This is a genomic window from Sporosarcina sp. Y1011 (genome assembly GCF_057669885.1).
The window spans coordinates 13,203-38,935 of sequence record NZ_JBYHFP010000022.1; the positions used below are offsets into that span (position 1 = coordinate 13,203).

Genomic DNA, 25,733 nt, shown 5'->3' on the forward strand with positions numbered 1-25,733 from the left:
CATAGGTATGATTCACCTACAAAGGAAATGCCTTAGCAAAATGTTTTTTTCGCAAACTCATTTAAGAAATACTTACCACTCTCTTAAAATGAGTAGATTTCCTTTTTCAGCACACCAATGTAAGGTAAGTTTCTGTATTTCTCCATATAATCAAGTCCGTACCCGACTACAAACGCATCCGGTACGATGAAACCAACGTAATCCGCTTTTAAATCTACTTTTCGGCCAGTCGGTTTATCAAGAAGTGTAACAATTTTAATAGAATTTGCTTTGCGGTATTTCATCAATTCGACGAGGTAGCTTAACGTCTTCCCACTGTCGATAATGTCTTCAATGATAAGTACATCGCGCCCTTCGACACTTGTATTCAAATCCTTAACAATTTTAACTTCACCAGACGAAACTGTTGCATTGCCGTAACTGGAGACATCCATAAAATCGAGTTCAATATAAGCATCAATGCGCTTAATAAGATCACTCATGAAAGGCAAGCCGCCTTTTAAAACGCCAATTGCAAGAACGAACTTATCTTGGTACTCTTCAGTAAGTACTTCACCAAGCTCACGGATTTTCCCTTGGATTTCATCTTCTGTAATCAGTATTTCCTCGATATCTTTTGCCAACATCGAAATTCCCCCTCTTTCATACATATCAATTATAACTTCCTTGTACTAACTATGTATTTACTACGATCTGTTTGTTTTCTCGAAAATGCCACTCCATATCTTAAGCCTGGAACCGCACACACTTCACCTTGTGCTGTAATGAGTACCGGCAATTGGTTGCGCGAAGTCATAGCAACCTTCGAATCGATAAACAACCTGGATAAGCGTTTCGGATGTGACATTCCGGGTAACAAAATCCGATCCCCATCTTCTCTGTTCCTAATTCCCAGAGGCAATGCAGAATGAGGCAGATCAAAATACATGATATCATCTGCATCCGTGAATAATTGTGCTGCGGGATTATCCACATCAGTCCAATAAAGCTGTACGTCATTTCCCCAACTGATCCAACTATCTTTCGGCAATCGTTTTTGCCCAGAGATTTCCTCGTTTGCTGTGTCTCGAACGAACGTCAACACCCCATACTCACGAATGAATCGGTAACCGCGCGGAAGGTCAATGGAGACATTCCCATTCTGTGAAGCCAGATGGTGCAGTAGTTGGTTAATGAGCGCGAAATTATATTTTACGGGCACAAATTCCCCATTGTAAACATACTTCAATAGTAGTGTAATCATCCGTCTTTGTAAAGCTTGATGCATGTTAGAGAAAGCATTTCCATCGACGCTTGGCAAGCCCGCTTCTGTGAATTTAATAATTCCATCCAAACGGTCTTTCGCCATTATTTCAAGCAACTCTTCATCTTGCTGAAGCCAACCTGACATTCTCACTGCATTTTCCGCAACTGCCGGGTTTTCCTCTTGAAGGAAGGGGATGATTCGGTGACGGAAACGGTTACGCTGGTAGGCGTCACTTTCATTACTCGGGTCTTCACGGAACTGTAAGTTGTTTTCAGCAGCGTATGAATAGAGATCCGCTTTCATGACAGGAAGGAATGGTCGAATAAGTTGACCCCCATCAACTGCACGTTTAACGGGGATACCTGAAGGCATACTACCTTTTGTCACTTGCATCAATACCGTTTCCAACTGGTCTTCTGCATGGTGCGCTGTTGCCAAGACAGGATAACCATGTTTTTGCATAATATCTGCAAAAAAAGCATATCTTCCCTCTCGGCAGACAGCTTGCACATTCCCGCCGTCTCTCTCTATAATTTCAGGCACCGGAACACTTCCACCAAAAAACGGTACTCCGTATGATTCACATAATTCTTTCACAAAGGTACCGTCTGCCTCCGATTCTTCTCCACGCAATTTATGATCTACGTGAATTGCGGCGATTTCAATACCCATTCGTTCCTGATTGGAGACCATGAAGTGTAGTAGCGCCACTGAATCGACCCCCCCTGAACAAGCGACAAGAATACGGTCATTCGGGGAAATTAGCAACCAATCCTTGACGAAACGAAAAATTTTCTGTCCCAATGTATCCATTGCCCGACTTCCTCCTATAGTGACTTACTCTTAATCAAATTTTATCATAAAACTTCTAAAGGGGCTTCAATTTAGGGTCCCCTCACTCCCTTAAAGATTCTTCAAATCGCCTTTTCCCGGGAAATAATTTGTGAGTACGGAGTAAAACTTGACCACTTTGGCAATACATGATCGATTTTCATGACTAACACTGTACGGTCGTCACCCATTACGCCAAACTTCCGCTCCATCTCATGCATAACTCGATCGGCGATTTTGTCGCATTCGAAACCTCCGTATTTTTCAAGACTGTTATACAGCGACTCCTCTTGTTTTTCAATTGGAATATCACCGTTAAAAATGCCGTCCGTTAACATTAGTATAATATCACCCGACTTTAACTCTTCATTCTTCGCCTCAATAGAAAAGGATGGGAGAAAACCAACGGGCACAGATTTGCTGTCCAACCTTAAAAAGTCCTCCCCCCGTTTAATATACGTACTCATCGACCCGGCTTTCCAAGACCAAATACGACCATCCTGCAAATCAATAAGAGCGAGGTCTAGTGTTGCATACATATCATCAAGTCCGTTCAGGGACATCATATAGTGAAGTGTATGCATGGCCGTTTCAGGATCCATTTTCCTATCAAGACACTCCCGCATCAGGCGAATTACTTTTCGACTCTCATGATAGGCATTCAAGTCCTGTCCCATCCCATCCGACAACAGGACTGCAGTAAGTCCTTCATGTATTGGGAACACTTCATAGGCGTCACCTGCACGGAATGTTTCACCACCTGCCGTCGCGACAACGCCATAATCCAGTGAAAAGCGAACTGCAGAGCCGAACGTCAGTTGAATATGCGGAAATGGTTCTTGCAGTACGAGAGATTTTGCAACCCGGAAAGGCTCGTCATACATTTCTTCTAGAACAGGTAGGATTAACCTTTCTGCCACCGTAGTATCTGTTTCGAAGTCGGATCTTTTCTCCGGGATACAACAGATGATGCGACGTGCTCCCCTTTCTCCTGACAACATATCAATCTGAAAGAATTCGATGTCTTTTTCTAGAAGACGTTTTGCTAACTCTTCTTCAGCTGGTTTATAAACAGATAAATCCTCTTTAACTTCATTCATTATTTTATCGAGATGAGTACTCATATCCCGTAACTGGAGAGCCAGCATTTTCCGTCCGTGTTGAAGTTGCCCTGTCAATAAACTTGAAGCTGCCGTTTCTTCAAGTTCCGCCACAAGTCCGTTAAAACGAATACACTTGTATTTTATTTTTTCTTCCACGCGGTGCCGCTTCGCTTTTTTCGTCATGGAATAGGTCACTTCCCATTCATTAATCAGTCCTCCCATATCATTGTCTCCACTATCCCAACACTTTGAGTACCTAAAACAAGACTGACAGATTTTCGGTATGACTTGTTGAGGCACCATATTCGAATTACTCTGCGGAGAAAACCGGTCGCTAACGAGTGCCGACATGAATTCGGAGAACTGTTGGAAGTCAGATAACTGTTCATCTAGTCTTTCCGCTAGCCATTTCTGTCGCTTTTCAGTCACATCCGTGTTTTCCGGATGAAATACACGCCGAATTGTCTCAAGTTTTTTTGTTGGGAAAAACAAAAAAAGAACAGTAGCTACGCCGATTGTCACAAAATGAGATTTATCAAGAGGCAACGTCAGATCATACATAAGGAAGAATAGTGATACCGCAATCCCCCCCACTGCAATACCCATTTTTTTAAAGCGTCGTAATGCACCTGCAAAAAAGCCCGTCATCCCATAGACCGCCATCATTCCGGTAAACGACAATTCTGCTATCCCAACGATTGCAGCGATTATCATCGCGACTGTTGTTGAAAATGGAAGTCCCCCCACTAGTGCTGCTAGTAAGATTGCTAGATGGATTAGTGTTCCTGAAACCGATACAGATCCCAACATTATCCCACTCATACCAGTTGTAGCCATCGCTCCGATAAGGCAAGCCGCCCCAAGCCGTTCAGGTGTCCACTTTCCAAAAAAGATTCGATCAGCAGGCGGGAAAGCAACAAAAAGGAAAAACGTCATAAATAAAGCAAGAACTGCTTCAAAACCTATATATAGTTGAACATTGACTGGGGGTTGTCCGGCATGCATAACAAACTGCCATATCACCTGTACGATGATGATGCATCCGGCTACCGTGAAAGGTACCGATCTTCGTAACAATGGATACTTAATGACTGCGTTGAACAAAGCAAGCATCAGTAGATGGATGACAGCTTGTCCAAGACCTAGAAAAGCACTTCCTAGCATCCCGCCGATAAATACCCATATCAGATGCTTCCTAAAGCGCGCCCGTGCCAATGCCCAAACCGGCAAGAAAAAAGGAACAGCCGCGTCGAACAAAACAGCTTGTGCCAAGAAAAAGGATCCAAATAAGAATAGGCTTGCAACTAAAATATGCATTTTTCGTTTCCCAATCATTTCGAGATACATGCCAATCGGATGGCCCACAGGACGCATTACGTTATCTATTAGTTTCATTTCCCATTCCCCCTATGTCTACTATGCCTTGAGTATACATAGGCGTTTGCCAGGAAATTGTCTGTTCATGACAAGAAGAAAATAAAATGTTTCGACTCATTCCGAACTGTTTTTTCTTTTTCCCTTCGAAGTAGGTTGACACTGGCGCGGTTCGATTGTATTATAAATATTGTTGTTCTTATGAGCAGAAACAAGTTCTTTTGCAGATAAGGTTAAGGCGGCGTAGCTCAGCTGGCTAGAGCGTACGGTTCATACCCGTGAGGTCGGGGGTTCGATCCCCTCTGCCGCCATAAATGAGTTACAAAAAATGGTCGTTTATATGCGAAAATCATCATACGATTAAAAAAACAGTCTAAGTTCGCTATATCGTGTCGCACTGCAAATGATTTAAACTTGCTAGACGATAGGTTGTAAAAGAGCAGTTCCAGTGTCGTTTGCTAACGACGCTGGGACTGCTCTTTTATTTTTAGGACAAACAAGAAGAGGAGCTATTATTGACGAGCTATGACAATTTGTCAGACTACCGCAATTATCCTAGGTAGAATTATGACAATCTCTTAGATCGTACATCTTAAAATCCAAAAAAACGGCGGTCAAGAGTAATAACCCTTGGCCACCGTTTTTCTTTATACTATCGTACATTTTTTCATGAATTGAAACAGCTAGCAAGTTACCCTCTGCTTGCGCCACGGCCACCGCGTTTCGACTCTGTCGCTCTCTTAAGTGTTGAGAGGCGCTCCTCGCTATCTTTCATGAACTTTGCCATCTTTTGTTCAAAGTTCTCCGGACGATCAGGAGCAGGTCGACCACCTTGACGCGGACGTTGCGGACGCTGAGGACGTTCTGGACGCTGCTCAGATTCAGGCTTCGCTTTTCTAATCGACAACCCGATTTTACCATCTGCACCGACATTCATCACTTTTACTTCAACCATGTCACCGACTTTAAAATGATCATTGATGTCCTTGACATAATTGTCCGCTACTTCACTTATATGGACCAGGCCTGTAGAGCCATTCGGTAGCTCGACAAATGCCCCGAAGTTTGTGATCCCTGTTACTTTACCCTCTAGCTTGCTGCCTACTTCAATTGACATAAAAAAAATGCTCCTCCTTAAAATTTAAGCGGGCCCCGCGCTGGAAGCCTTGCAACCATATTAATCAGTCCTGCAAATGCAAGAACCGTACTTCCATTATAGCCAATAAAAAAAGAGTGTCAATAAGACTACTCTTTTCCTTCATCTTTTTTTTCCTTTTTTTTCTCATTTTCCGGTATTGCGAAAATAATCTCATTCTTTTCGGACAAGAAGTATTCTTTGCGCGCAAGCTTAGCAATATAGTCATCATCATTCAATTTCACTAGTTGTCTTTTCAGCATGTCCTGCTCTTCATTTACCTCTTCAAGCTGCGTCAGCATTTCTTCTTTTTGTAGTTCTTTCTCTGCCAAAGCTTTCTTCTGAGTGAAAAACATATTCGTTAGACCACCAAGGATAATTGCTGAAATGATAGCAAAAACCGCTAGTCTCCTGTATAGACGAACCTTCCGCGCATTCTTCCTATCTTCTTTCTTTTTTAGGGAGCGGACATATTCAGTTTGAATCGATGCAATCCTTTCGGACGATTTCTTCGGCTGCTTTTGTTGCATGTCCCACACTTCCTCTCTTCACACCTTACAAGTTGTTAGTCCACAAATTATACATCATTTCACGCTCACTTTAAAGAGTTTTCCAGAAATGAAGTGGTATAGTTTAACAATTGGTGTGAAAAGCATTACAAAGACTTTTATAATGAAACGGATGATATGTCGAATAACCGTAATAATCAGACGCGCAAGAAACCAAAGCGGCTTTATTAGTAATGCCAGTATTAATCTACCAAAAAATCGGAATGGCTTATAGAAGATACTTGCATAAAGAAGCAGCCCGCTTATCTGAGCAAAGGGGTCATACATCCGCCATGCTCCATCCCTGACAAGATAAAGAATATAAAACGTTCCGCATCCGACAAGTATCCATCCAAACACTTCAATCCAGGCCGCGCGCTTTCGAATAATTGATTTCTTACCGGCGTGTGTGGTGCCTGTTCCAATCATGTCCATGAATGCCCCGGCGACAATGCCCGTCCCAATCATAGCGAGCAGGCTAAGAAATTGAACGGATAAACTCATCCAAACAATTTATGGAGGAAACCTTTTGAGCCTGATTCTTCTTCATCATATTGAATCGTGCTGACCGTTCCCTCCAATGTAAGAAGTCCTTTATCGACATCTAGGTGGACGATGCGCAGTTCCTCTCCGCGGATTTGCAACAATCCTTGAGATGTACGAACGAGAAACTCTTCCTGATCGAAGCGGTCAATCGATTTTACCGATGTGAGATCCATCCGCTTTCTGTTGCGCATCGTAACGACATGGTCTCCTGATGGAATTGCGTACGTAGGACTATCAGTTTGAAATTGCATTATATGCTTCCCCCTTTGCTTGTACGTTCATTGCCATCTTATGCCGGACCATAAAAAAACATGACAGGAATATTCCCTGTCATGCCGTTCAATCTTCGTCATCCATGAACTCCGGTTCCACCTTTTCAAGTTTCTCCTCTTTCAAAATCGTGTACATTGAGGCTGCATCATCTTTTTTAGTCGTATCTTTCAGCAAATTGATTTTAACCGTTACTACTTTCTGACCAAAACGGATTGCCAGTTCGTCGCTTTCTTTCACGACAGACGATGCCTTCGCAACCTTTTCATTAATCGTTATACGGCCTTGATCGGCTACTTGCTTTGCAAGCGTCCTTCTTTTGATGAGGCGAGATACTTTCAAAAATTTATCGAGTCTCATGATTATCTTCCCCCTCTTTTGCTAATTGCCAAAATGCTTCGAGTTCGTCAAGTGTATAGTCCGCAAATTCACCACGTCCATCTTTTACACCTTTTTCGACGAATGAAAACCGTCTATTGAACTTTTGATTCGCGTGGATCATTGCTTCTTCAGGAGACAATTTGAGGAAACGAGAAATGTTGACGATGGTAAACAGGACATCACCCAGTTCGTCCATTTGACTGTATTTTGTTCCGCTCTCCAATTCTTTACGGAACTCCATCCATTCCTCTTCAAATTTTTCAAAAGCGCCGTCAATCGTAGGCCAATCAAACCCAACCTTTGCCGCTTCTTTCTGGTAATTAAATGACGTCAGTAGTGAAGAAGAAGGTCGGTTCTGCCCTGCCAAAAGCGATGCCAGCTGCGGTTTTTCTTGTTGCTTAATTTCTTGCCAATTTTGCAGGACCTCTTCAGAATCCTTCACACTCTTATCACCAAAAACATGCGGGTGTCGCCGGATCATTTTCGAACTGACCGATTGAAGTATATCCTCCATCGCAAAGTAACCGTCATCTTCCCCAACTTGAGCATGAAGGAACACTTGAAGTAATACATCACCAAGTTCTTCAATGATTGCTTCGTCATCTTCGTTATCGATTGCTTCAAGCAGTTCATGTGCTTCTTCGATTAAGTACCGTTTCAATGATGCATGCGTCTGTTCACGGTCCCATGGGCAACCATCAGGAGCGCGCAGTGCAGCAATGATTTCTCTAAACGTCGTCCAGTCTTTCAACCGCGCTTCCCGTTCGAAGACAGGCGGTACATATATGGTCGTTAAATTATCAATTTCAGTCACTCGGTCCAGTTCAAATAGAGGGACTGTGCTAATTTTCTCGCCTGTCGAACCGGCCGCCGTCACAATCGTCACCGGGTGATCATAAGCGTATTTCTCCATCAACGATAATTTCACTTCAGACGCCACGAATGCATCGTACACTTGTCCAATCAGCACATGCTGCGTCATATGGACATCATCGCGTTTTATATCCGTACCATCAAGCAATTGAAATCCTTCAATTGGATCAATGCGCAGCGCTGCGAAAATCGGGTCAAGAAAACTGTTGCCGCCCGCAATTTCAAGCTGAACGATACCTTCGCGCTCTTTCTCGACTAATAGCTGAACTGTTCGTTCGGCCACGAGCGGATGTCCCGGAACAACATAGGTAACTGGCTGTTCCTCACACATTGCAAGCAGCTGATCTACGATTTCATCATATACTTGCTCGAACGAGTCGTGTTTTTCATAAATTTCATCGAAGCTTGTCAGAACAAGTCCTTCTGCCCTTAATTCAGCGACAGCAGGATGCTGATCCGTACGCGCTACGACGCGGTTTGCTTCTTTTAACTTTCGGTATGTCCCGAGCGCCAATTGATCAAGGTCACCCGCACCGAGACCAATAATTGTTAACCGATGCATGTTATTCACCTTTTCTTTTATTAAGTCGTAATTGCAATGTAGCAAAACGCTTGCCAAATGGCAGCAGAAACCATTCCTTCTCTGCCATTATACGTGATTTCATAACAACGAAAAGGAAAACACTTGCACCTGCAGCGACAGAAGTTAGCGCGATAATTGTCGCACCTATCCTACTTGGAAACTTGTCGAATATAAACCCGTCTGCAATAAGCATCCATGGCAGGACAACTGCAATCATAAGGACAGTCGCCGCTATCACCCATCCGTAAAAACGGATTTGTGCAAGGCGGATCGGCCAAACCTTTTTGAAATAAAGTAATAGTCCAAACGTAATCGCCGCGAAACCAATATTTCCTGCAATTGCCGCGCCAATGACATCCCATCCGGGGACAAGCAGTTGATTTGCAAAAACTTTTATAACCAGTCCACCAATAAGTAGAAGCGTCGGTACTTTCACTTTCCCTGCACCTTGTAGCATCGCCGTTAGCGGTAAAATAAGAGATAACCAAAAAATTTGAAACGAAAAAATCACGAGTGCTGCGGTACCATCACGTGTTTCAAACAGCATTTCATTCACATAGGGTAAAACTAGCGCAAGCCCCGCGGCGGCGGCCCATCCGAATAGGAATGCTGTTCGGAACGTTAATCGGATAAATGGCAATGCCCCTTGTCCCGCTTTTTTTGCCGAATGATGAGCGATTAGTGGAACAATCGCAAGCGCTAATGTCGAAGCGATTAGAATCCCCATTTGCACAAGCGGTTGTCCACGGTCGTAGACACCTTTCATTACCATCGCCGTATCTTCTGCAAGACCATTAGACATGAGGATATTATAGATCGTAAATGAATCGACCAGTTGAAACATCAGGAGAATGAGTGAACTTGCGCTGACCCCCAAACTGACAACCGTTAATTCTTTTACCACTCGCCATGTATCGACTCTTTCCAGCGGGCCTTTGAATGAATTACGAAAATAGAGTGCGAGAATTACAACGCCCGCACTTTCTCCGATAACTGCACCCCACATCGCCACTTCACCCGCTGTATACAGCGATGCACCTGTCCGCATCGCAATCCATGTCCCAATGAGGATAACCGTTACACGGAAAGCCTGCTCACCAACACCGGAAACGGCAACTGGCACCATCTGTCCCTCCGATTGAAATGACCCCTTCAACACCGCTAACGCCGGCATAAGCAGAACGATATACGCGCCTGCCCGCAGAAGTGGAGCAAGTGCGGGATCTCCCATGGAGTGCGCGAAAAATGGTGCAAAAACAGTTAATAGAACAAAAAAGGTTATTGATAATAAAAGTAGATATGTAAATGCCACACGCATCATCGCTTTTGCTTCACCGCGGCTTGTACTTCCCGCAAGTAATTTCGATACAGCTACCGCAAAGCCATAAGACGTCCAAACGATAAAAATACCGATAAAAGGATATACTTGTTGATAAATATAGAACCCTTTGTCGCCGACAAGATTTTGGAACGGAATTCGGTAGACCGCACCAAGTAATTTCACAATAATCGCAGAAATCGTCAGAATCGACGCGCCTTTCATGAACGTTTTCATATCCCATTGTTGCGCCATTTTCGTGCCTCTTTCTGTCGTACATAGTAGATTCATTATACCATGAATGAATAATTTAAAGATTTTCAAGGTAGTATTACAAATATCCAAATTGAATTTTCAGAATAGGTTTAATGGTTCAACTGTATGGGAAAGACATAGGTATGAAGTTTGTGAATATCTTACTTTAAATGTATTAAAAAATAAGAATGATGATATAAATAAATCGGAGGGACTAGAATGATAAAAACAATTCCTAAAAAACGTATTCTATCGGTTCTCATAAAATCAAAAAGGGAAATTATGTATATGAAAGCAAAAGACTTTGGTTTGAGTCATCCAATTGTCGTCGAACACAGTCAAGAGCTGGATATATTGCTGAATAGATATCAAGGAATCCGATCTATACAATGAAAAAAAATGACATATTTCATCAACAAGCGTTAAACCTTTCAGAGCAAATCCTAACATCCATTCAGCATTACCGAATACTCAATGATTCTTTCATAGATAACGGCGATGAATTAAACCCTATTTCAAAACCAAACGGCCCCCACTTCTTAGAAAAGTGGGGGCCGTTTGGTTTTCATATGTGATTATGACTTGAACTCCTTAATATATGGAGGCAAAAATCTAAATCCTCCTTTAGATGAGCTTCCATTAGCTGTTTTGCTGTCTCGCCATCTCTTTCTTTGATCGCTTCATAAATTTCCTCATGCTCGTCTATTAATCGCGGACGATTGTAAAGCACCACGGTCTTGCGAAAAAGATAAATTATGGACTTCATGCGATCTATTGTATCTATCATTAGAGCGTTACCACTGGCTTGAACAATAATTTCGTGAAAGCGCTCATTGGCATCCATTATCTCTTCAACTGTACCTTCTCTTCCTATTGTAACGCAATTGGAAAGCGCGTTTAATTCTTCTTCCGGCAAATAGGTAGCAGCTGACTTCGCAGAGAAACCTTCGAGAAGAATTCGTACTTGAAACAAGTTGCGTAAATCTTTTTCTGTGGGCTGTACAACTCTTTTATTGACGATCAGTCCTTCATGACCCAATTGTCTTAAAGAGTCTCTAATAGGTGTACGGCTAAATCCTAATTCTGTTGCTAATTTTTCTTCTACAATTTTGGTGCCGCCTGGTATATCTCCGTTTAGGATTCTGTCACGAATCACTTCATATGCTTGATGGTAAGCAGAGCGAGGGCTTTTATCGTTTCGGGTCATTTCTTTCACTCCAATTTCCTTCAAACTAATTACCATTAACTTATCAAAAGTAGATAGAGAAAGAAAGCCTAAAATGTTACGGCTTCATTTTCGTATACAAAACTAGTTAAAATGTGTACAAAATTTTAAAAAAGGTATACAATATAGTCGTTAGGGTTGTTGTAAACGGTTACAATTCCAATTAATTGAGAGTATTTTACATCATAAAGTAAGAAACACTAAGATAAATAGGAGGAATTGTCATGTCAAAAAAAATTGGTTTCATCGGTTTAGGTATCATGGGGAAACCTATGGCATCGAACTTATTAGCTAAAGGGTACGATGTCATGGTGAATGATTTGAATAAAGAGACGGTACAAACACTGATAGATGCTGGGGCAAAAGCAGCGGATTCTGCAAAAGGTATCGGCGAAAATAGTGATGTTATTATTACAATGCTGCCCGCTTCACATCATGTACAACAAGTAGTATTGGGTGAAAACGGTGTCCTTAGCGGCGCGAAAAAAGGCGCTGTTATTATTGATATGAGTTCGATTTCCCCTGTTGTTTCAAAAGAAATTGCAGCAATCTCGGAAAAACAAGGCGTAGAAATGTTGGATGCACCTGTTAGCGGTGGTGAACCAAAAGCAATCGACGGCACGTTAGCGATTATGGTTGGTGGGAAAGAACAAGTTTTTGAACAAGTGAAGGATGTTTTATTCGCAATGGGTTCTGAAATAACATTGGTTGGTGGTAATGGAAGCGGAGCAACCGCGAAGTTAGCCAACCAAGTAATCGTAAACTTAAATATTGCTGCTATGTCCGAAGCATTGGTATTAGCTGCAAAAGCAGGCATCGATGTAGAAAAAATGTACCAAGCAATTAGAGGTGGATTAGCAGGAAGTGCCGTCCTAGATGCGAAAGTTCCATTAATTCTTGATCGAAACTTCGTGGCAGGCGGAAGAATTGACATTAACTTGAAAGATATGACAAACGTAATGGAAACAGCGCATAGTATTGGAGTTCCAATGCCGTTATCTAGCCAATTACTGGAGATTTTCCACGCATTAAAAGTGGATGGTAAAGCGGCGGATGACCATGGCGGAATTGTTCAATACTATGAAAAAATGGCAAACATTACAGTTGGGAGAGTTTAATCAATGACCACAATTGGGAGTAATGAAAAGAGATTAGTTCAAGATGTTTTAGAGAATATCCAAGCGGTCGATTCACAAGCCGTGAAAGGTATGCTTGCAAACGAATTAGTTGATTTGAATAAAAAGATCATCGTACTGGATGATGATCCAACAGGTGTTCAAACGGTTCATGGTATTTCCGTCTATACGGATTGGTCTGTGGAAAGTTTGGAACAAGGTTTTGTAGAAGAAAATGCTATGTTTTTCATATTGACAAATTCCAGAGGATTCACTGCTGCTGAAACGGAAAAAGCACATACAGAAATTGCTGCAAACGTCGTAGAGGCGGCGAAGAAACAGAACAAGGACTTTATTATCATTAGCCGCGGAGATTCCACTTTAAGAGGGCATTATCCTCTTGAGACAGAAGTATTGAAAAATACAATTGAATCAGCTATGGACATCCGCTATGACGGGGAAGTAATTTTGCCGTTCTTCAAAGAAGGCGGCCGCTACACAGTCGACAATATCCACTATGTGCAATATGAAGACTATCTAGTGCCTGCAGGAGAGACGGAATTTGCGAAGGACAGGACGTTCGGTTATTCCAAGTCTCATTTAGGCGAATGGGTTGAGGAAAAAACAAACGGTGAATTCAAAGCTGTGAATTCTACATATATCTCTCTTGAAAGCTTAAGGGCGATTGATATTGAAACCATTAAGAACCAATTACTACAAGTTAATGATTTCAATAAAGTAGTTGTGAATGCAGTCGATTACGTAGATGTAGAAGTTTTTGTTATTGCTCTTATCAAAGCTATGAAATCCGGGAAACAATTCACGTTTAGAAGTGCGGCTGCCCTTACTAAAGTGATTGGCGGAGTGAGCGATAAAGCACTTTTGACAAGAGAAGAATTGATTCGGGAAGAAACAGGCCATGGTGGTTTAATCCTTGTTGGATCTCATGTTAAAAAGACAACTGAGCAATTAGATGAATTGAAAACAAGTGATTTTATCGAGTTTATTGAATTTAATTCCCATCTTGTGTTGCAACCTACCAAGTTCCAAGAAGAAATAAATCGGGTGATAGAAACAACCGAAAAATTAGTTCGCTCCGGCAAAACAGTTACGGTGTATACGAGGCGCGAACGATTGGATCTCGGTGAGGGCAAAAAAGAAGAAGAATTGAAACTATCCGTAAAAATATCGGATGCAGTCACAAGTATCGTGCAACGTCTGAACGTACGACCAAATTATATTGTTGCAAAAGGTGGCATCACGTCCAGCGATATTGGAACAAAAGGCCTTGAAGTAAAAAGAGCAACAGTAGCCGGTCAAATAAAACCGGGAATTCCGGTATGGTTTACTGGAGAGGAAAGTAAATTTCCAGGAATCGCATACGTTATCTTCCCAGGTAATGTAGGAGCTGTAACAACCTTAAAAGAAACAGTAGAAATTTTAAATAACTAGTCAATTGTTCATCAAGTAAGATAAGGGGGCATTTCACATGTTAGTAAATACGAAAACGATATTACAGCATGCACAGCAAAACAGGTATGCTGTTGCAGCTTTTAATGTATACAATTTAGAAACTGCCCAGGCAGCGGTGCGAGTTGCCGAACAGGAAAATCAACCGGTCATTATTGCACTAGGAGAACGTTATTTCCCTACTGTGGATGTTGAAGGGTTTTCAGCCTTTGTAAAAGCAATGGCTGAAAAATCCCCCGTTCCTATTGCACTTCATCTTGATCATGCATATGAAAAGGAATCAATCATTCGAGCCATCCGTTGTGGATTTACATCTGTTATGTTTGACGGGTCTACCTTTGAATTGGAAGAAAACATTCGCCGTACAAAAGAGATTACAGAAATTGCCCATATGGCAGGCGTGTCTGTTGAAGCTGAGATTGGTTCCTTAGCGAAAGGTGAATTCTCCGATGAAGAAGAAGGAGATGGCACATTGACTGATCCGCAGTCTGCAAAAGACTTTGTTGACGCAACAGGCGTAGACTTTTTGGCAGCCGCTATCGGCACTGTCCACGGTATGTATAAAGGTGAGCCGAAGATAGATTTGTTGCTTTTAGAAAGTATACAACAGGCTGTTGACGTTCCTCTTGTGCTACATGGGGGGTCAGGAACTCCAGCGTCCATCATTAGACAAGCTGTACAATTTGGAATATGCAAAGTGAATGTTAATACGGAGGTTTCCATGGCTGCCGTTTCCTATTTACAAACCTGTTTCGAACACAAAGAAATGGTCCACCTTTCCACTGTTATGGCAGAAATGCAACAAGCCATTGAACCCGTGATGACGAAATTCGTTCGATTGTTTGCAAATAAACAATAACATAATTCGTTCTTCGATTTACATCTTACTATATAACGAAAAGAGTGATATCATGCCGATAGTATCTGTCTGTATAGGAGTTGCCCTATTACTTCTATTAATGATTGTTTTTAAGTTAAATGCTTTTATCTCTTTAATTCTTGTTGCACTAGTAGTCGGGATATTAGAAGGAATGTCACCGATTGATGCAATCGCATCCGTACAAGGGGGTTTAGGTGGAACACTTGGAAGTCTGACGATGATTATCATTTTTGGAGCAATTCTTGGGAAATTGATGACAGATTCAGGCGGCGCACAGCGAATTGCGACAACCCTTATTAAATCCTTCGGGAAAAAGAGAGTTCAACTAGCTGCTGTTTTGACAGCTTCCGTCGTCGGGATTGCCCTGTTCTTCGAAACAGGGGTTGTCGTCTTAATTCCTTTAGTGTTTACGATCGCTACTGCAGCCGGAGTACCGATATTATATGTTGGGATGCCAGTAATTGCAGCACTTATTACGATGCACGGCTTTGTTCCCCCTCACCCGGGACCGACAGCGATTGCTAGTGTATTTGAAGCTAATATAGGGAAAACATTATTATATGGAATTATAATTGCGATTCCTGCCATTATTATTGGTGGACCATTATTCACGAAGTTGTTCAAAAAAGAATATTTAGAAGTGGATATTCCGAAGGGATTATTTAACCCGAAAGAATTTACAGAGGTAGAAATGCCCGGGTTTGCAACTAGTATTTTGACATCCTTAATGCCGGTCATTTTAATCGCTTCTCAAGTAATTGTAGAAATCACTATTCCAGAATCAGCAATAATGCCGTTCTTTGATTTTATCGGCAATCCCAATATTGCTTTGTTACTTTCCGTGATTCTCGCCTTCTTTACGTTTGGCCTGAACCGCGGTAGAAAAATGAAAGAGGTTATGCAATCGACTTCGGAGGCTGTAAGCGGAATTGCAATGATTCTACTGATCATTGCGGCTGGTGGCGCCTTCAAACAAGTGCTTATTGACAGTCACATCGACCAATATATTGCAGATATCATGGCAGGCTCGACTCTATCTCCGTTACTTCTCACTTGGTTAATTGCTGCTATTTTACGCGTAGCGGTCGGTTCAGCTACTGTTGCCGGTATGACGGCTGCCGGTATTGCAGCACCTCTAGTTGCAATGACGGGTGTCAGCCCAGAACTGATGGTATTGGCTGCTGGTGCAGGTAGTATTACGTTCTCCCACGTAAATGATGCAGGGTTCTGGATTTATAAAGAGTACTTTAATCTTTCAATCGGTAAAACGATTGCAACTTGGTCGGTCATGGTGACGATTCTCTCGATAGTTGGATTAGCTGGTGTCTTAGTCCTTAATATGCTTATCTCATAATAATAAAAGTGTCTTCTTCTCCCGATAAACGGAAGTAAGAAGACACCTTTTTTTGTTTTCTTATGTTCATGTATACAGCTTTCTTTTCATTTCCCTCAGAAGTTAAAGTAAATATGGCGTGCGATATGGGGTGCCACAAGCCATCGAAGTCAAACTGCCCTGCAATCGCAACAGCTGAAACTGGGGGATAACAAAAAAACATATAATGCAGCCTTTGTCGGAATAGCTGTCTCGTTAACCTGTCATTTTATGTTCTATTGCCCACCACGTAAATATAAGCAGCCCACTAAAACCAGTGTTATCCGGTTTTGGTGGGCTGTTTTTACGGTTCCATCTGTTTTGCTAAAAAATGAGCAGCTGTTTCCGCTGCCTTCAGTTCGGTTTCTCCTATAAAATGCACCTTCGACAGTAAATAGACAGCTCCGATTGTATCCCCAGCAGCTACAATTGGTGCGATACAATAAGATTTAACTTGTTCGACTTGTCCCGGAACCCATTCGATGGCTTTTTCAAGTTTTTCCGTGACGACTTTACGACCATTCATGATTTCGTCGATATCAGGGGACAATTGGCGATTCAAATAATCTTTTTTAGATAACCCGGAGACGGCAATCATTTCATCACGGTCACTAATCAGTGCTGGAGTTCCAAGTGTTTCGTAAAGGGTTTCCGCATACTCTTTTGCGAATTGCCCGAGTTCCGATATCGGTGAATATTTCTTTAAAATCACTTCACCATCACGGTCGGTAAAAATCTCAAGTGGATCCCCTTCACGAATCCTCAATGTTCTTCGGATCTCTTTAGGAATAACTACCCTTCCAAGATCATCAATTCTGCGAACGATTCCTGTTGCCTTCATGTATGATGCCTCACTTTCTACAAATTAAACAAAGACTTCATTTCATTTGTAGTATGCATCAATAATGGACAAAATATGCAACATGTCCTTTAGAAGGAATCAGCAACAATCGTTTCCTTTGTAGATGACTCAAGAATTCTCATTATTGCTTCTAAAACGTCGAATCCAGTCTGTTTTCCCGTATGGCGCTCATCTACTGTCATGATGAGTTGACCATTTTCCATCGTAAACCCAACAGCGCGCCCAAAAGGCATGGAATCGGATACAAGTTTTGCGCCGTCTGTCCGTGCTGTTCCTTCCGATGAAATACGAACTTCAATAAGGGATTGTTGCTTTTTAATTGATTCGACCCCCGCAATACGGCCCCAGGCTTTTAAACGGCCTACACGGAGCAATAAGTCAGCTTCAAGCGGAATATCGCCGAACCGGTCTGTCATTTCGTCAACAAGTTCAATATAGTCCGCTTCACTTTCGATTGCTTTCACCATTTTATACATTTGGATCTTCTGGAATCCATCTCGCACATAGTCGTCAGGAATATATGCATTTAGCGGCAATGCTATTTCCAAATCAGGAATATCCGCTTTTATAATACCTGTCTGCTTCTCCTCGACAGCTTCTTGAAGCAATTGAGAGTAAAGATCGAACCCGACCGAGTCGATGAACCCGTGTTGTTGGGAACCTAGCAGATTGCCTGCACCGCGAATGGATAAATCGCGCATAGCGATTTTGAAGCCAGATCCGAGTTCTGTAAACTCCTTAATCGCTTGTAGACGGTTTTCTGCGACTTCTGTTAGCACCTTGTCACGCTGATATAGGAAATAACCGTACGCTACACGATTTGACCGCCCCACACGTCCGCGAAGTTGATAAAGTTGAGACAAGCCCATTCGGTCTGCATCCTGGACAATAAGTGTATTTACATTTGGAATATCGATACCTGTTTCAATGATTGTAGTTGTCACTAGGACATCGTATTCCCCTTCAAGGAAACTTAATATAACCGACTCAAGTGCAGACTCCCCCATCTGTCCATTGGCGAAACCTACTCTTGCTTCTGGCACTAACTGTTTTATTTCATCCACTTTCCGTTCCATGTCTTCGACTCGATTGTATAAGTAGAATACTTGACCGCCGCGGCTCATTTCCCTTTCAATTGCCTCACGAACGAGTGCAAAGTTTTGTTCCATGACATAGGTCTGGACCGGGAAACGGTTTGCAGGAGGTGTTTCAATGACGGACAAGTCACGAACACCAAGCATCGACATATGGAGTGTCCGTGGAATTGGCGTTGCCGTTAGTGTCAGGACATCGACGTGCGTTTTCAACTGTTTTAGTTTTTCTTTGTGCGTTACACCAAAGCGCTGTTCTTCGTCGACAACCAGTAATCCAAGATCATGATAGACGATGTCTTTGGATAATAAACGATGCGTACCTACAACCACATCAATTGTACCGGCCTTCAATTTTTTTAATGTCTCTGTTTGTTCTTTTTTTGTTCTGAAACGATTTAAAAGGGAAACTTCAACTGGGAAACCAGAAAAGCGCTCTTTCATTGTCTCGTAATGCTGTTGTGCCAGAATCGTAGTGGGAACAAGAAATGCGACTTGTTTGCCGTCGGATACAGCTTTGAATGCCGCACGGATTGCAACTTCCGTTTTACCATAACCTACATCTCCGCATAGCAGACGATCCATAGGCCGTTCTCTTTCCATGTCTAGCTTCACTTCCGCGATAGATCTGAGTTGGTCATCCGTTTCGTCATACGGGAATGCATTTTCAAAAGCCATTTGCATATCGTCGTCCTCCGCAAAAGCATGTCCCTTTTCAGATTCCCGTTTTGCATAGAGCTTTATCAAGTCGTCAGCGATATCTTGAACAGCAGCCGTAACTTTACTTTTTGTTTTCTTCCAGTCCGCTCCGCCCAATTTATGGAGTTTTGGTTCTTTTTCGCCGGAGGCTACATACTTCTGAATCAGATCAATTTGGTCTGCAGGAACAAACAGCTTATCTTCCCCACGGTATCGGATGTCGAGGTAATCTTTATGAATTCCACTTACTTCAAGTGTTACAACACCATAGTATTTTCCAATACCGTGATGCACATGAACGATGTGGTCGCCAGGTTTGATCTCCGAGTAACTTTTGATGCGTTCGGCATTTGTCAATTTATGTGGTCGTGCTTTTCGTTTAGATTTCCCTTTGAATAATTCAGAATCCGTCACAACTGCAACTCGTTGGAATGGAAGCTCGAACCCCGCAGACAAATCACCGTCTATAACCTGTACTCCACCTGATTTCGATGTTTTTCCTGAAAAGGAAGACGACACATCATAATCTTGAAGAATCGATTGGACTTTTCGCATCCGTTCTTCCCCGTCTGCAACAATGAATACATTAAACTCTCCTTGATGCCAACGTTCTATTTCACTTTTCAATAAATTCATTTGACCATGAAACTGTTGCATGGGTTTACAAGAAAATGTAACAGTCCTCTTCACGACGATTCCCGGCACGGTACGGATGAATAAGGAGAAATACATTTTCCTTTGTTTTAGCAACGCATTCATTTCCTCAAATGAAATTGACAATGTTGCATCATGAACAATTTTCCCTTCTTCAAGAAGAGCAACCATCCATTCCTTTTCTTCTGTTTCAAGTGACCCTACAACTTCAAGAATACGTCCAATCTCATCGAACAAAACGATTCCATTACTCGGGAAATAACTCTCGAGCGAGGTTGTGGAACCCGAAAATGATGCATATTTCAACATGTTTTCAGGCATTGACCCTTCTCTCATCAATTGAATATCATTTGTTATATTAATCATTAAACGCTCTTTTGCCTCTGCATCTTTCATCTTCTTCAAGCTAACCCCAAGTGCTTTTTCAAGTTCATCGGCGATTGCTGTAAGATCTTCTTTCATCCAGACAAATTCAGAGGCTGGGAGGATTAACACAGCTTCCAACTTCCCAGTTGAACGTTGGTCTTCTGCTGAAAATGTACGGATCGAGTCTATGTCCGTATCGAATAACTCTATTCGAACTGGCTCTTCCATAGTTAACGGGAAGAGATCGAGTATTCCCCCCCGTAACGCAAATTCACCTGGCGCGGTAACCATTGGCTGTCTTGTATACCCCATTGACACAAGTCTAACAAGCCATTCAGAAATATTCAGTTCTTCTCCTAATTTCGCCGACAAGGAGCTAGCCAACCATCGTTCTTTCTCTGGCAATCGTTTTTTCATGCCTGCAATGGGGGCGATGTAAATTCCTTTTCCGACACGAGCCATATGATCGATTGTATCGATGCGCTGTGCCCTTAGCTCGTAACTTGAAACAGAAAAATCCGCAGCAATTAGCTCCTCTGCGGGATAAAGGTGTACGAGTGAATCACCCAACGTCTTTACAAGGTCTTCGTATGTACGTTGCGCTTGCAACAAGTTGGGGGAAACGATTAGAACGGGCTCATCCATTGCTTGATGGAGCACCTTGAAAAGGATCGACTTCGCTCCGCCTGAGAAACCAGCGATAAGCTGGCGGTCATTTCCCGCCTCCAACTCTTTCACTAGTTCGTTAATCTCTTTCTCTTGTGAAATTAAATTCATCAGCGTTTCCAATACTACACACCCTTTCTATAATTATAGTAAACGCTCAAAATGGAGGCCAAAACGAGTTTGGCCGCCAATAGTTAGTAGATAATTCCCCTTTATAAATAGGAAAACAGAAAAAGCTTTGGACGCATTCCGCGCCAAAGCGTACATCTTATTGAAGCCATTTCTTGAGTGTATAGTAATCCGGGAAACTCCGAAGCGATTGCTCACACTGTTCGCATATGCATCGCACCATTAATGCCCCGTCCTCTTCATACGTCAGAAAATGCTCAACTTCCCCGTCGTCCAACTTTTGCAGAAGAAGAATAGTCTCCTTCGCGGATTCAAACGGAAGTGTGCCTATTTCGGTCTCACAATGTCTGCAAGTATAACGGATCGCCATTCTAATCCCCCGCCCTTTTATCAAAGTATAGGCGAGAAAGGGCTTTGTTATTCCTTACATACCATTAAAGTTGTTCATCACATCGTTAAATGGTTTGTTTAGCCAGGCTTCACAAGCAGATGCACTTTTTTGCACCATATCTTCAATCAATGGTTTTTCATCCTTACCAAAAGGCGATAGTACGTAATCAGGTACCTTCATGCCGCCAACCGGACGACCGACACCAATACGGATTCTGTTGAACTGATCTGTTCCGAGATGAGCAATGATTGACTTCATGCCATTGTGGCCGCCCGCACTGCCTTTTTGACGCAACCGGATGGTTCCAGGCGGAATATCCAGATCATCGTACAAAACTGTGATATCTTTCACATCGACTTGAAAGTAATCCATTAACGGCCGAACACATTCCCCGGATAGATTCATATACGTAAGCGGCTTCACGAGCATCACTTTACCTTCTGGACGATGTATGACCGTGTACATCCCACCGAACTTGGACTGCATCACAGGCGCCGTCAGACGTCTACAAAGCTCATCTATGACATGGAAGCCTACATTATGGCGCGTTTTTTCATATTGTTTACCCGGATTCCCGAGTCCTATTATCATTTTCATCGATTTTATCTTCCTTTAACAATAGATGATTAGACAGAAAATAAGCGCACGGGTTTCCGTACGCTTGTTTTCATATTACTTCTCTTCTTTTTTCTCGCCGATTACTTCGGGTTCAGCCGTTTCAGAAGCTTCACTTTCAAGCTCTTCCATTTCTGCTTCCGTACGTGGAGAAGAAATTAGAACTAGTCCATGATCATCTTCATTTAGAATTTCATATTTCGATTTCGCACGAATATCTGCGACTGTAATTGATTCACCAATTTGAAGTTCTGAAATGTCGATATCGAATGTTTCAGGAATATCTGAAGGTTTCACTTTGATTTTCACTTCGCGGTTTGGCTGTTGAAGTACGCCGCCCGCTTTCAAGCCCGCAGATTCTCCTACAAGATGGACAAGTACTTCCACTTCTAGTTCTTCTGTCATATTGATAGCAAGGAAGTCTGCATGTCGGATTTCACCTTTTAGTGCGCCAGACTGATATTCACTTAGAACAACGTTGATGTCCTTACCGTCAACATTAAGTTTAATTACACCGTTACGGCCCACTTCACTCAATGTTTTCAAGAGGTCACGTTCTTTTACTGAAATCGGTGTAGCTTCAGTTTTATAACCATAGACAACTGAAGGAACATAGCCTTCTTTTCTTAATTCTGTTAGTGCTGACTTTTTAGCTGGTACTCTCGCTTCTGATTGTATACTTGTACTCATTTTATTTAATCACCCTTCTGATTGAAAAAATTGTGCTAATTGATAAATACCCAGTGGCAAGCGACATGAAACATTTCGAATTAATCAAATAAGGTGCTGACGGACTTCTCCTCAAATACACGGACAATTGCTTCCGCAAGAAGTGAGGCGATAGATAGTTGTTTTATCTTCGGAGACTGCTTCGTTTCCGGAAGCTCGATTGAATTCGTAATGACCAATTCTTTGATTTGAGAGTTGTCAATTCGTTCAATTGCGGGACCCGACAACACGGGGTGTGTACAACAAGCATACACTTCTTTTGCTCCACTTTCGATTAATGCGCTCGCCGCAATCGTAATTGTCCCTGCTGTATCGATGATATCGTCAATCAGGATTGCTGTTTTCCCCTCGACATTCCCAACGATATTCATCACTTCAGCTACATTCGGACGAGGACGGCGTTTGTCGATGATTGCAATAGGAGCTTTCATCCGGTCCGCCATTTTACGCGCACGCGTTACACCGCCATGATCCGGTGATACTATAACTAATTCGTCACTGTTGAATCCTTTTCCTTTAAAATATTCAGTAAGAATTGGTTCTGCAACAAGGTGATCAATTGGAATATCGAAGAAACCTTGGATTTGGGGCGCATGAAGATCTATTGCAATGACGCGATGCGCACCAGCTGTTTCAAGTAAGTTTGCAACAAGCTTCGCCGTGATTGGTTCACGTGAACGTGCTTTTCGATCCTGACGTGCATAACCATAATAAGGCATGACGACATTGATTGTGCGAGCAGATGCACGTTTCAATGCGTCAATCATAATAAGAAGTTCCATCAAGTTTTCATTGACAGGGAACGATGTTGACTGGATGACGAACACATCACAGCCCCGGATACTTTCTTCGATATTGATTTGGACTTCTCCGTCACTAAATTGCTTAACGGAACATTTCCCTAGTGGTCGTCCGATTACTTCCGCAACTTGCTCCGCAAGTCTTTGGTTCGAATTCAAAGAGAATATCTTTAGTTTATCGTTTGGATAGTGATTAGCCATCATGTTCCCCCTGTTTACTTATGATTTAGTTTGTTAGTATATCCTTCTTTATTCTCCTGGCGCGCGCGCGCAATTGCAAGTGAACTTTCTGGGACATTTTTATTGATTGTCGACCCAGCGGCTACATATGCACCTTTACCAATTGTTACTGGTGCGATTAAATTGGAATTACATCCGATAAATGCGTCATCTTCGATCGTTGTTTGGTATTTGTTTTTCCCGTCATAATTAACGGTAATTGAACCACAGCCCACATTCACATGCGCTCCGACTTTAGCATCCCCGATATAGCTTAAATGAGATACTTTACTTCCTTCACCCAGTGATGATTTTTTCACTTCTACAAAGTTACCAATTTTCACATTATCACCTAGATTAGAATCAGGACGGATATGCGCAAAAGGCCCCACAGTTGTAGTTGAACCGACTATACTGGATCGTACCACTGACGAATGGATGGTAGTCTCATCCCCAATTACACTATCTATAATCTGGCTATTCGGTCCAATTATACATTTCCTGCCGATAACAGTGTTCCCTTCAATCATGGTACCCGGTTGAAGAACTGTATCTCGACCAATCTCAGCAGCCGCACTTATATACGTATTGTCTGGGCTGATGATGGTTACTCCATTACGCATATGCTTTTCAGCAATGCGTTGGCGCATTACTTGTTCAGCTTTAGCCAGAACCACACGATCATTGACGCCGAGCGTTTCACTAAAGTCATCCGTCACATAAGCCGAAACAAGTTCACTCTCAGATTGTAAAATTCCGACAACATCAGGCAGATAGTATTCGCCTTGCGTATTGTCGTTTTTCACTTTTCTCAATGTCTCAAAGAGCGTACGGTTATCAAAACAGTACGTACCTGTATTGATTTCCATTACCTTTTGCTCTTCTATCGTTGCATCTTTTTGTTCGACGTTCCGTAGAACCTGTCCACCTGCGCCTCGGATTATACGTCCGTAGCCAGTTGGGTTATCTGCATAAGCCGTTAAGATGGTTGCTTTAGCGCCTGTTTCATTGTGATGGGCAATTAGTGCCTCCATTGTTTCAGAACGAATTAGGGGCGTATCTCCACACACGACAATCGTCGTGCCATCCAGATGACCGATTAACTTCTCCGCCTGCTGAACAGCGTGTGCTGTACCTAACTGCTCATCCTGCAATGCATATTCACTTTTATCTCCAAGTGTCTCTTCGACCATTTCCGCGCCATGCCCAACAATAGTGACAATGCGACCGGTTCCAAGACCCCGAATATGATCAATTACGTGTTCCACCATTGGTTTTCCGCAGACTGGGTGGAGTACTTTATATAAATCTGACTTCATCCGTGTACCTTGTCCTGCTGCAAGGACGACGGCATATGTATTTGTCATTTGAATGCCTCCAAAAATGTGTGAGGAAGGCCGATCCCTCTCTTAATGTTTTCTTTATAAACTATAGCTGAAAACAGGGTTTTTTTCAACCTCTCTACTCTTGACAAGCTCATCGTCATTATTTTTCTTTGCTCTGTCCCCTTTTAAAACTAAAAACAAGAAAAAACTGCCGCATTAAAAAAGGGCAGTCAATTTCACTATATAGGTGTTCTGCATATGATTGAAGAGGGCACGTCATGCGCCGGCTCCCTCGAATATTGGCTCTTCAGCAGACAGATGGTATGCCGCAAGTACGGCATCTTGGATTTTTGTGCGAGCATTCGTATTAATCGGGTGTGCTACATCGCGGAATTCCCCATCAGGTGTCCGTTTGCTTGGCATAGCTACGAACAATCCTTCATTTCCATCGATAACCCGAATATCATGTACGACAAATTCATCGTCAATCGTAATCGATGCAATCGCCCTCATCCTTCCATCAGTCTCCACCTTTCTTAACCTAACATCTGTTACTTCCATTCCCTACCACTCCTTTTGTCTTTAAAGCACATGAGGACTATATTCCACAAAAGTAAGCAATTTCCTTCTTTACAAACATAATTTTTTTAAAATTTGAAAGA

At 42.4% G+C, this 25,733-nt stretch carries 24 protein-coding genes and 1 tRNA gene; 6 read left to right on the top strand and 19 right to left on the bottom strand.

Annotated elements, in window-relative coordinates; translation table 11 throughout:
• Nucleotides 1-83: 83 nt before the first annotated feature.
• From hpt to AC25Y5_RS16840, 3 genes are all read right to left on the bottom strand, one after another.
• Nucleotides 84-626, bottom strand: coding sequence for a hypoxanthine phosphoribosyltransferase (gene hpt, locus AC25Y5_RS16830; RefSeq protein ID WP_482103201.1), 543 nt, complete (start codon nt 624-626; stop codon nt 84-86).
• 29 nt (nt 627-655) lie between these two features.
• Nucleotides 656-2,059, bottom strand: coding sequence for a tRNA lysidine(34) synthetase TilS (tilS, locus tag AC25Y5_RS16835; protein WP_488141313.1), 1,404 nt, complete (start codon nt 2,057-2,059; stop codon nt 656-658).
• Nucleotides 2,060-2,160: 101 nt separating this feature from the next.
• Nucleotides 2,161-4,575, bottom strand: coding sequence for a SpoIIE family protein phosphatase (locus tag AC25Y5_RS16840; protein WP_488141314.1), 2,415 nt, complete (start codon nt 4,573-4,575; stop codon nt 2,161-2,163).
• A gap of 216 nt (nt 4,576-4,791) precedes the next feature.
• Here AC25Y5_RS16840 and AC25Y5_RS16845 point away from each other — a divergent pair.
• Nucleotides 4,792-4,865 (top strand) — tRNA-Met (locus AC25Y5_RS16845).
• Between the two features lie 380 nt (nt 4,866-5,245).
• Here the strand turns inward: AC25Y5_RS16845 and AC25Y5_RS16850 are convergent.
• The 7 genes from AC25Y5_RS16850 to AC25Y5_RS16880 form a co-directional block, all read right to left on the bottom strand.
• The gene (locus tag AC25Y5_RS16850; RefSeq protein WP_179393599.1) at nt 5,246-5,671 is read right to left on the bottom strand and encodes a S1 domain-containing RNA-binding protein; all 426 of its coding nucleotides are present in this window, start codon (nt 5,669-5,671) and stop codon (nt 5,246-5,248) included.
• Between the two features lie 128 nt (nt 5,672-5,799).
• Nucleotides 5,800-6,219 (bottom strand): FtsB family cell division protein, encoded by a 420-nt coding sequence (locus AC25Y5_RS16855; RefSeq protein WP_488141315.1) that lies wholly within the window; start codon nt 6,217-6,219, stop codon nt 5,800-5,802.
• Nucleotides 6,220-6,273: 54 nt separating this feature from the next.
• Complete coding sequence (gene yabQ / locus AC25Y5_RS16860) at nt 6,274-6,741, bottom strand: spore cortex biosynthesis protein YabQ (RefSeq protein ID WP_488141316.1); 468 nt, start codon at nt 6,739-6,741, stop codon at nt 6,274-6,276.
• On the bottom strand, nt 6,738-7,034 hold the full coding sequence (gene yabP, locus AC25Y5_RS16865) for a sporulation protein YabP (protein ID WP_149582686.1): 297 nt from the start codon (nt 7,032-7,034) through the stop codon (nt 6,738-6,740). The genes yabQ and yabP overlap by 4 nt, the downstream gene beginning before the upstream one ends.
• Before the next feature lie 88 nt (nt 7,035-7,122).
• Nucleotides 7,123-7,413: an RNA-binding S4 domain-containing protein gene (locus AC25Y5_RS16870; protein WP_482106318.1), complete on the bottom strand. Its 291-nt coding sequence runs from the start codon at nt 7,411-7,413 to the stop codon at nt 7,123-7,125.
• Nucleotides 7,400-8,869, bottom strand: coding sequence for a bifunctional methyltransferase/pyrophosphohydrolase YabN (yabN, locus tag AC25Y5_RS16875; RefSeq protein WP_488141317.1), 1,470 nt, complete (start codon nt 8,867-8,869; stop codon nt 7,400-7,402). Before yabN ends, AC25Y5_RS16870 begins: the two co-directional genes overlap by 14 nt.
• A 1-nt stretch (nt 8,870) precedes the next feature.
• Entirely contained in the window at nt 8,871-10,463 is a 1,593-nt protein-coding gene (locus tag AC25Y5_RS16880; protein WP_488141318.1) for a putative polysaccharide biosynthesis protein, read from the bottom strand.
• A gap of 219 nt (nt 10,464-10,682) precedes the next feature.
• Between AC25Y5_RS16880 and AC25Y5_RS16885 the strand changes: the two genes are divergently transcribed.
• On the top strand, nt 10,683-10,856 hold the full coding sequence (locus tag AC25Y5_RS16885; protein ID WP_488141319.1) for a Spo0E family sporulation regulatory protein-aspartic acid phosphatase: 174 nt from the start codon (nt 10,683-10,685) through the stop codon (nt 10,854-10,856).
• A 172-nt stretch (nt 10,857-11,028) separates the two neighbouring features.
• Here the strand turns inward: AC25Y5_RS16885 and AC25Y5_RS16890 are convergent, their stop codons facing one another.
• Nucleotides 11,029-11,670, bottom strand: coding sequence for a GntR family transcriptional regulator (locus AC25Y5_RS16890; protein ID WP_488141320.1), 642 nt, complete (start codon nt 11,668-11,670; stop codon nt 11,029-11,031).
• Between the two features lie 242 nt (nt 11,671-11,912).
• Between AC25Y5_RS16890 and garR the strand changes: the two genes are divergently transcribed.
• From garR to AC25Y5_RS16910, 4 genes are read left to right on the top strand one after another with little or no spacing between them, the layout of a single operon-like run.
• On the top strand, nt 11,913-12,806 hold the full coding sequence (garR, locus tag AC25Y5_RS16895; RefSeq protein ID WP_488141321.1) for a 2-hydroxy-3-oxopropionate reductase: 894 nt from the start codon (nt 11,913-11,915) through the stop codon (nt 12,804-12,806).
• Nucleotides 12,807-12,809: 3 nt separating this feature from the next.
• Nucleotides 12,810-14,255 (top strand): four-carbon acid sugar kinase family protein, encoded by a 1,446-nt coding sequence (locus AC25Y5_RS16900; protein WP_488141322.1) that lies wholly within the window; start codon nt 12,810-12,812, stop codon nt 14,253-14,255.
• 37 nt (nt 14,256-14,292) lie between these two features.
• On the top strand, nt 14,293-15,132 hold the full coding sequence (locus tag AC25Y5_RS16905) for a class II fructose-bisphosphate aldolase (RefSeq protein ID WP_488141323.1): 840 nt from the start codon (nt 14,293-14,295) through the stop codon (nt 15,130-15,132).
• A 52-nt stretch (nt 15,133-15,184) separates the two neighbouring features.
• Nucleotides 15,185-16,507 carry a gluconate:H+ symporter gene (locus tag AC25Y5_RS16910; protein WP_488141324.1) on the top strand — a complete coding sequence of 441 codons (1,323 nt, stop codon included), beginning with the start codon at nt 15,185-15,187 and terminating at the stop codon, nt 16,505-16,507.
• A gap of 322 nt (nt 16,508-16,829) precedes the next feature.
• On the opposite strand, the gene spoVT is transcribed toward AC25Y5_RS16910, so the two are convergent.
• The 8 genes from spoVT to spoVG all read right to left on the bottom strand — a co-directional run bounded on the left by spoVT (nt 16,830) and on the right by spoVG (nt 25,632).
• A complete protein-coding gene (gene spoVT, locus AC25Y5_RS16915) occupies nt 16,830-17,366 on the bottom strand; it encodes a stage V sporulation protein T (RefSeq protein ID WP_482103214.1) in 537 nt (178 codons plus the stop codon).
• Nucleotides 17,367-17,455: 89 nt separating this feature from the next.
• Nucleotides 17,456-20,986: a transcription-repair coupling factor gene (gene mfd, locus AC25Y5_RS16920; protein WP_488141325.1), complete on the bottom strand. Its 3,531-nt coding sequence runs from the start codon at nt 20,984-20,986 to the stop codon at nt 17,456-17,458.
• A 145-nt stretch (nt 20,987-21,131) separates the two neighbouring features.
• On the bottom strand, nt 21,132-21,362 hold the full coding sequence (locus AC25Y5_RS16925) for an anti-sigma-F factor Fin (RefSeq protein ID WP_482103216.1): 231 nt from the start codon (nt 21,360-21,362) through the stop codon (nt 21,132-21,134).
• A 54-nt stretch (nt 21,363-21,416) separates the two neighbouring features.
• A complete protein-coding gene (pth, locus tag AC25Y5_RS16930; RefSeq protein ID WP_488141326.1) occupies nt 21,417-21,980 on the bottom strand; it encodes an aminoacyl-tRNA hydrolase in 564 nt (187 codons plus the stop codon).
• Between the two features lie 75 nt (nt 21,981-22,055).
• Nucleotides 22,056-22,688, bottom strand: a complete 633-nt coding sequence (locus AC25Y5_RS16935) for a 50S ribosomal protein L25/general stress protein Ctc (protein WP_482103218.1) — start codon at nt 22,686-22,688, stop codon at nt 22,056-22,058.
• An 80-nt stretch (nt 22,689-22,768) separates the two neighbouring features.
• Nucleotides 22,769-23,728, bottom strand: coding sequence for a ribose-phosphate diphosphokinase (locus AC25Y5_RS16940; protein ID WP_482106324.1), 960 nt, complete (start codon nt 23,726-23,728; stop codon nt 22,769-22,771).
• A gap of 14 nt (nt 23,729-23,742) precedes the next feature.
• Nucleotides 23,743-25,113 (bottom strand): bifunctional UDP-N-acetylglucosamine diphosphorylase/glucosamine-1-phosphate N-acetyltransferase GlmU, encoded by a 1,371-nt coding sequence (gene glmU / locus AC25Y5_RS16945; protein WP_488141327.1) that lies wholly within the window; start codon nt 25,111-25,113, stop codon nt 23,743-23,745.
• Between the two features lie 234 nt (nt 25,114-25,347).
• Nucleotides 25,348-25,632, bottom strand: coding sequence for a septation regulator SpoVG (spoVG, locus tag AC25Y5_RS16950; protein WP_488141328.1), 285 nt, complete (start codon nt 25,630-25,632; stop codon nt 25,348-25,350).
• Nucleotides 25,633-25,733: the final 101 nt, after the last annotated feature.

Coding starts and splice junctions, on each gene's coding strand:
- AC25Y5_RS16880 (WP_488141318.1), bottom strand. CDS start 10,463: ATGGCGCAACAATGGGATATGAAAACGTTCATGAAAGGCGCGTCGATT.
- garR (WP_488141321.1), top strand. CDS start 11,913: ATGTCAAAAAAAATTGGTTTCATCGGTTTAGGTATCATGGGGAAACCT.
- spoVG (WP_488141328.1), bottom strand. CDS start 25,632: ATGGAAGTAACAGATGTTAGGTTAAGAAAGGTGGAGACTGATGGAAGG.
- AC25Y5_RS16940 (WP_482106324.1), bottom strand. CDS start 23,728: ATGGCTAATCACTATCCAAACGATAAACTAAAGATATTCTCTTTGAAT.
- AC25Y5_RS16925 (WP_482103216.1), bottom strand. CDS start 21,362: ATGGCGATCCGTTATACTTGCAGACATTGTGAGACCGAAATAGGCACA.
- pth (WP_488141326.1), bottom strand. CDS start 21,980: ATGAAAATGATAATAGGACTCGGGAATCCGGGTAAACAATATGAAAAA.
- spoVT (WP_482103214.1), bottom strand. CDS start 17,366: ATGAAGGCAACAGGAATCGTTCGCAGAATTGATGATCTTGGAAGGGTA.
- tilS (WP_488141313.1), bottom strand. CDS start 2,059: ATGGATACATTGGGACAGAAAATTTTTCGTTTCGTCAAGGATTGGTTG.
- AC25Y5_RS16885 (WP_488141319.1), top strand. CDS start 10,683: ATGATAAAAACAATTCCTAAAAAACGTATTCTATCGGTTCTCATAAAA.
- yabN (WP_488141317.1), bottom strand. CDS start 8,869: ATGCATCGGTTAACAATTATTGGTCTCGGTGCGGGTGACCTTGATCAA.
- AC25Y5_RS16870 (WP_482106318.1), bottom strand. CDS start 7,413: ATGAGACTCGATAAATTTTTGAAAGTATCTCGCCTCATCAAAAGAAGG.
- AC25Y5_RS16855 (WP_488141315.1), bottom strand. CDS start 6,219: ATGCAACAAAAGCAGCCGAAGAAATCGTCCGAAAGGATTGCATCGATT.
- AC25Y5_RS16900 (WP_488141322.1), top strand. CDS start 12,810: ATGACCACAATTGGGAGTAATGAAAAGAGATTAGTTCAAGATGTTTTA.
- AC25Y5_RS16910 (WP_488141324.1), top strand. CDS start 15,185: ATGCCGATAGTATCTGTCTGTATAGGAGTTGCCCTATTACTTCTATTA.
- glmU (WP_488141327.1), bottom strand. CDS start 25,113: ATGACAAATACATATGCCGTCGTCCTTGCAGCAGGACAAGGTACACGG.
- AC25Y5_RS16935 (WP_482103218.1), bottom strand. CDS start 22,688: ATGAGTACAAGTATACAATCAGAAGCGAGAGTACCAGCTAAAAAGTCA.
- yabP (WP_149582686.1), bottom strand. CDS start 7,034: ATGCAATTTCAAACTGATAGTCCTACGTACGCAATTCCATCAGGAGAC.
- AC25Y5_RS16890 (WP_488141320.1), bottom strand. CDS start 11,670: ATGACCCGAAACGATAAAAGCCCTCGCTCTGCTTACCATCAAGCATAT.
- yabQ (WP_488141316.1), bottom strand. CDS start 6,741: ATGAGTTTATCCGTTCAATTTCTTAGCCTGCTCGCTATGATTGGGACG.
- hpt (WP_482103201.1), bottom strand. CDS start 626: ATGTTGGCAAAAGATATCGAGGAAATACTGATTACAGAAGATGAAATC.
- AC25Y5_RS16840 (WP_488141314.1), bottom strand. CDS start 4,575: ATGAAACTAATAGATAACGTAATGCGTCCTGTGGGCCATCCGATTGGC.
- AC25Y5_RS16905 (WP_488141323.1), top strand. CDS start 14,293: ATGTTAGTAAATACGAAAACGATATTACAGCATGCACAGCAAAACAGG.
- AC25Y5_RS16850 (WP_179393599.1), bottom strand. CDS start 5,671: ATGTCAATTGAAGTAGGCAGCAAGCTAGAGGGTAAAGTAACAGGGATC.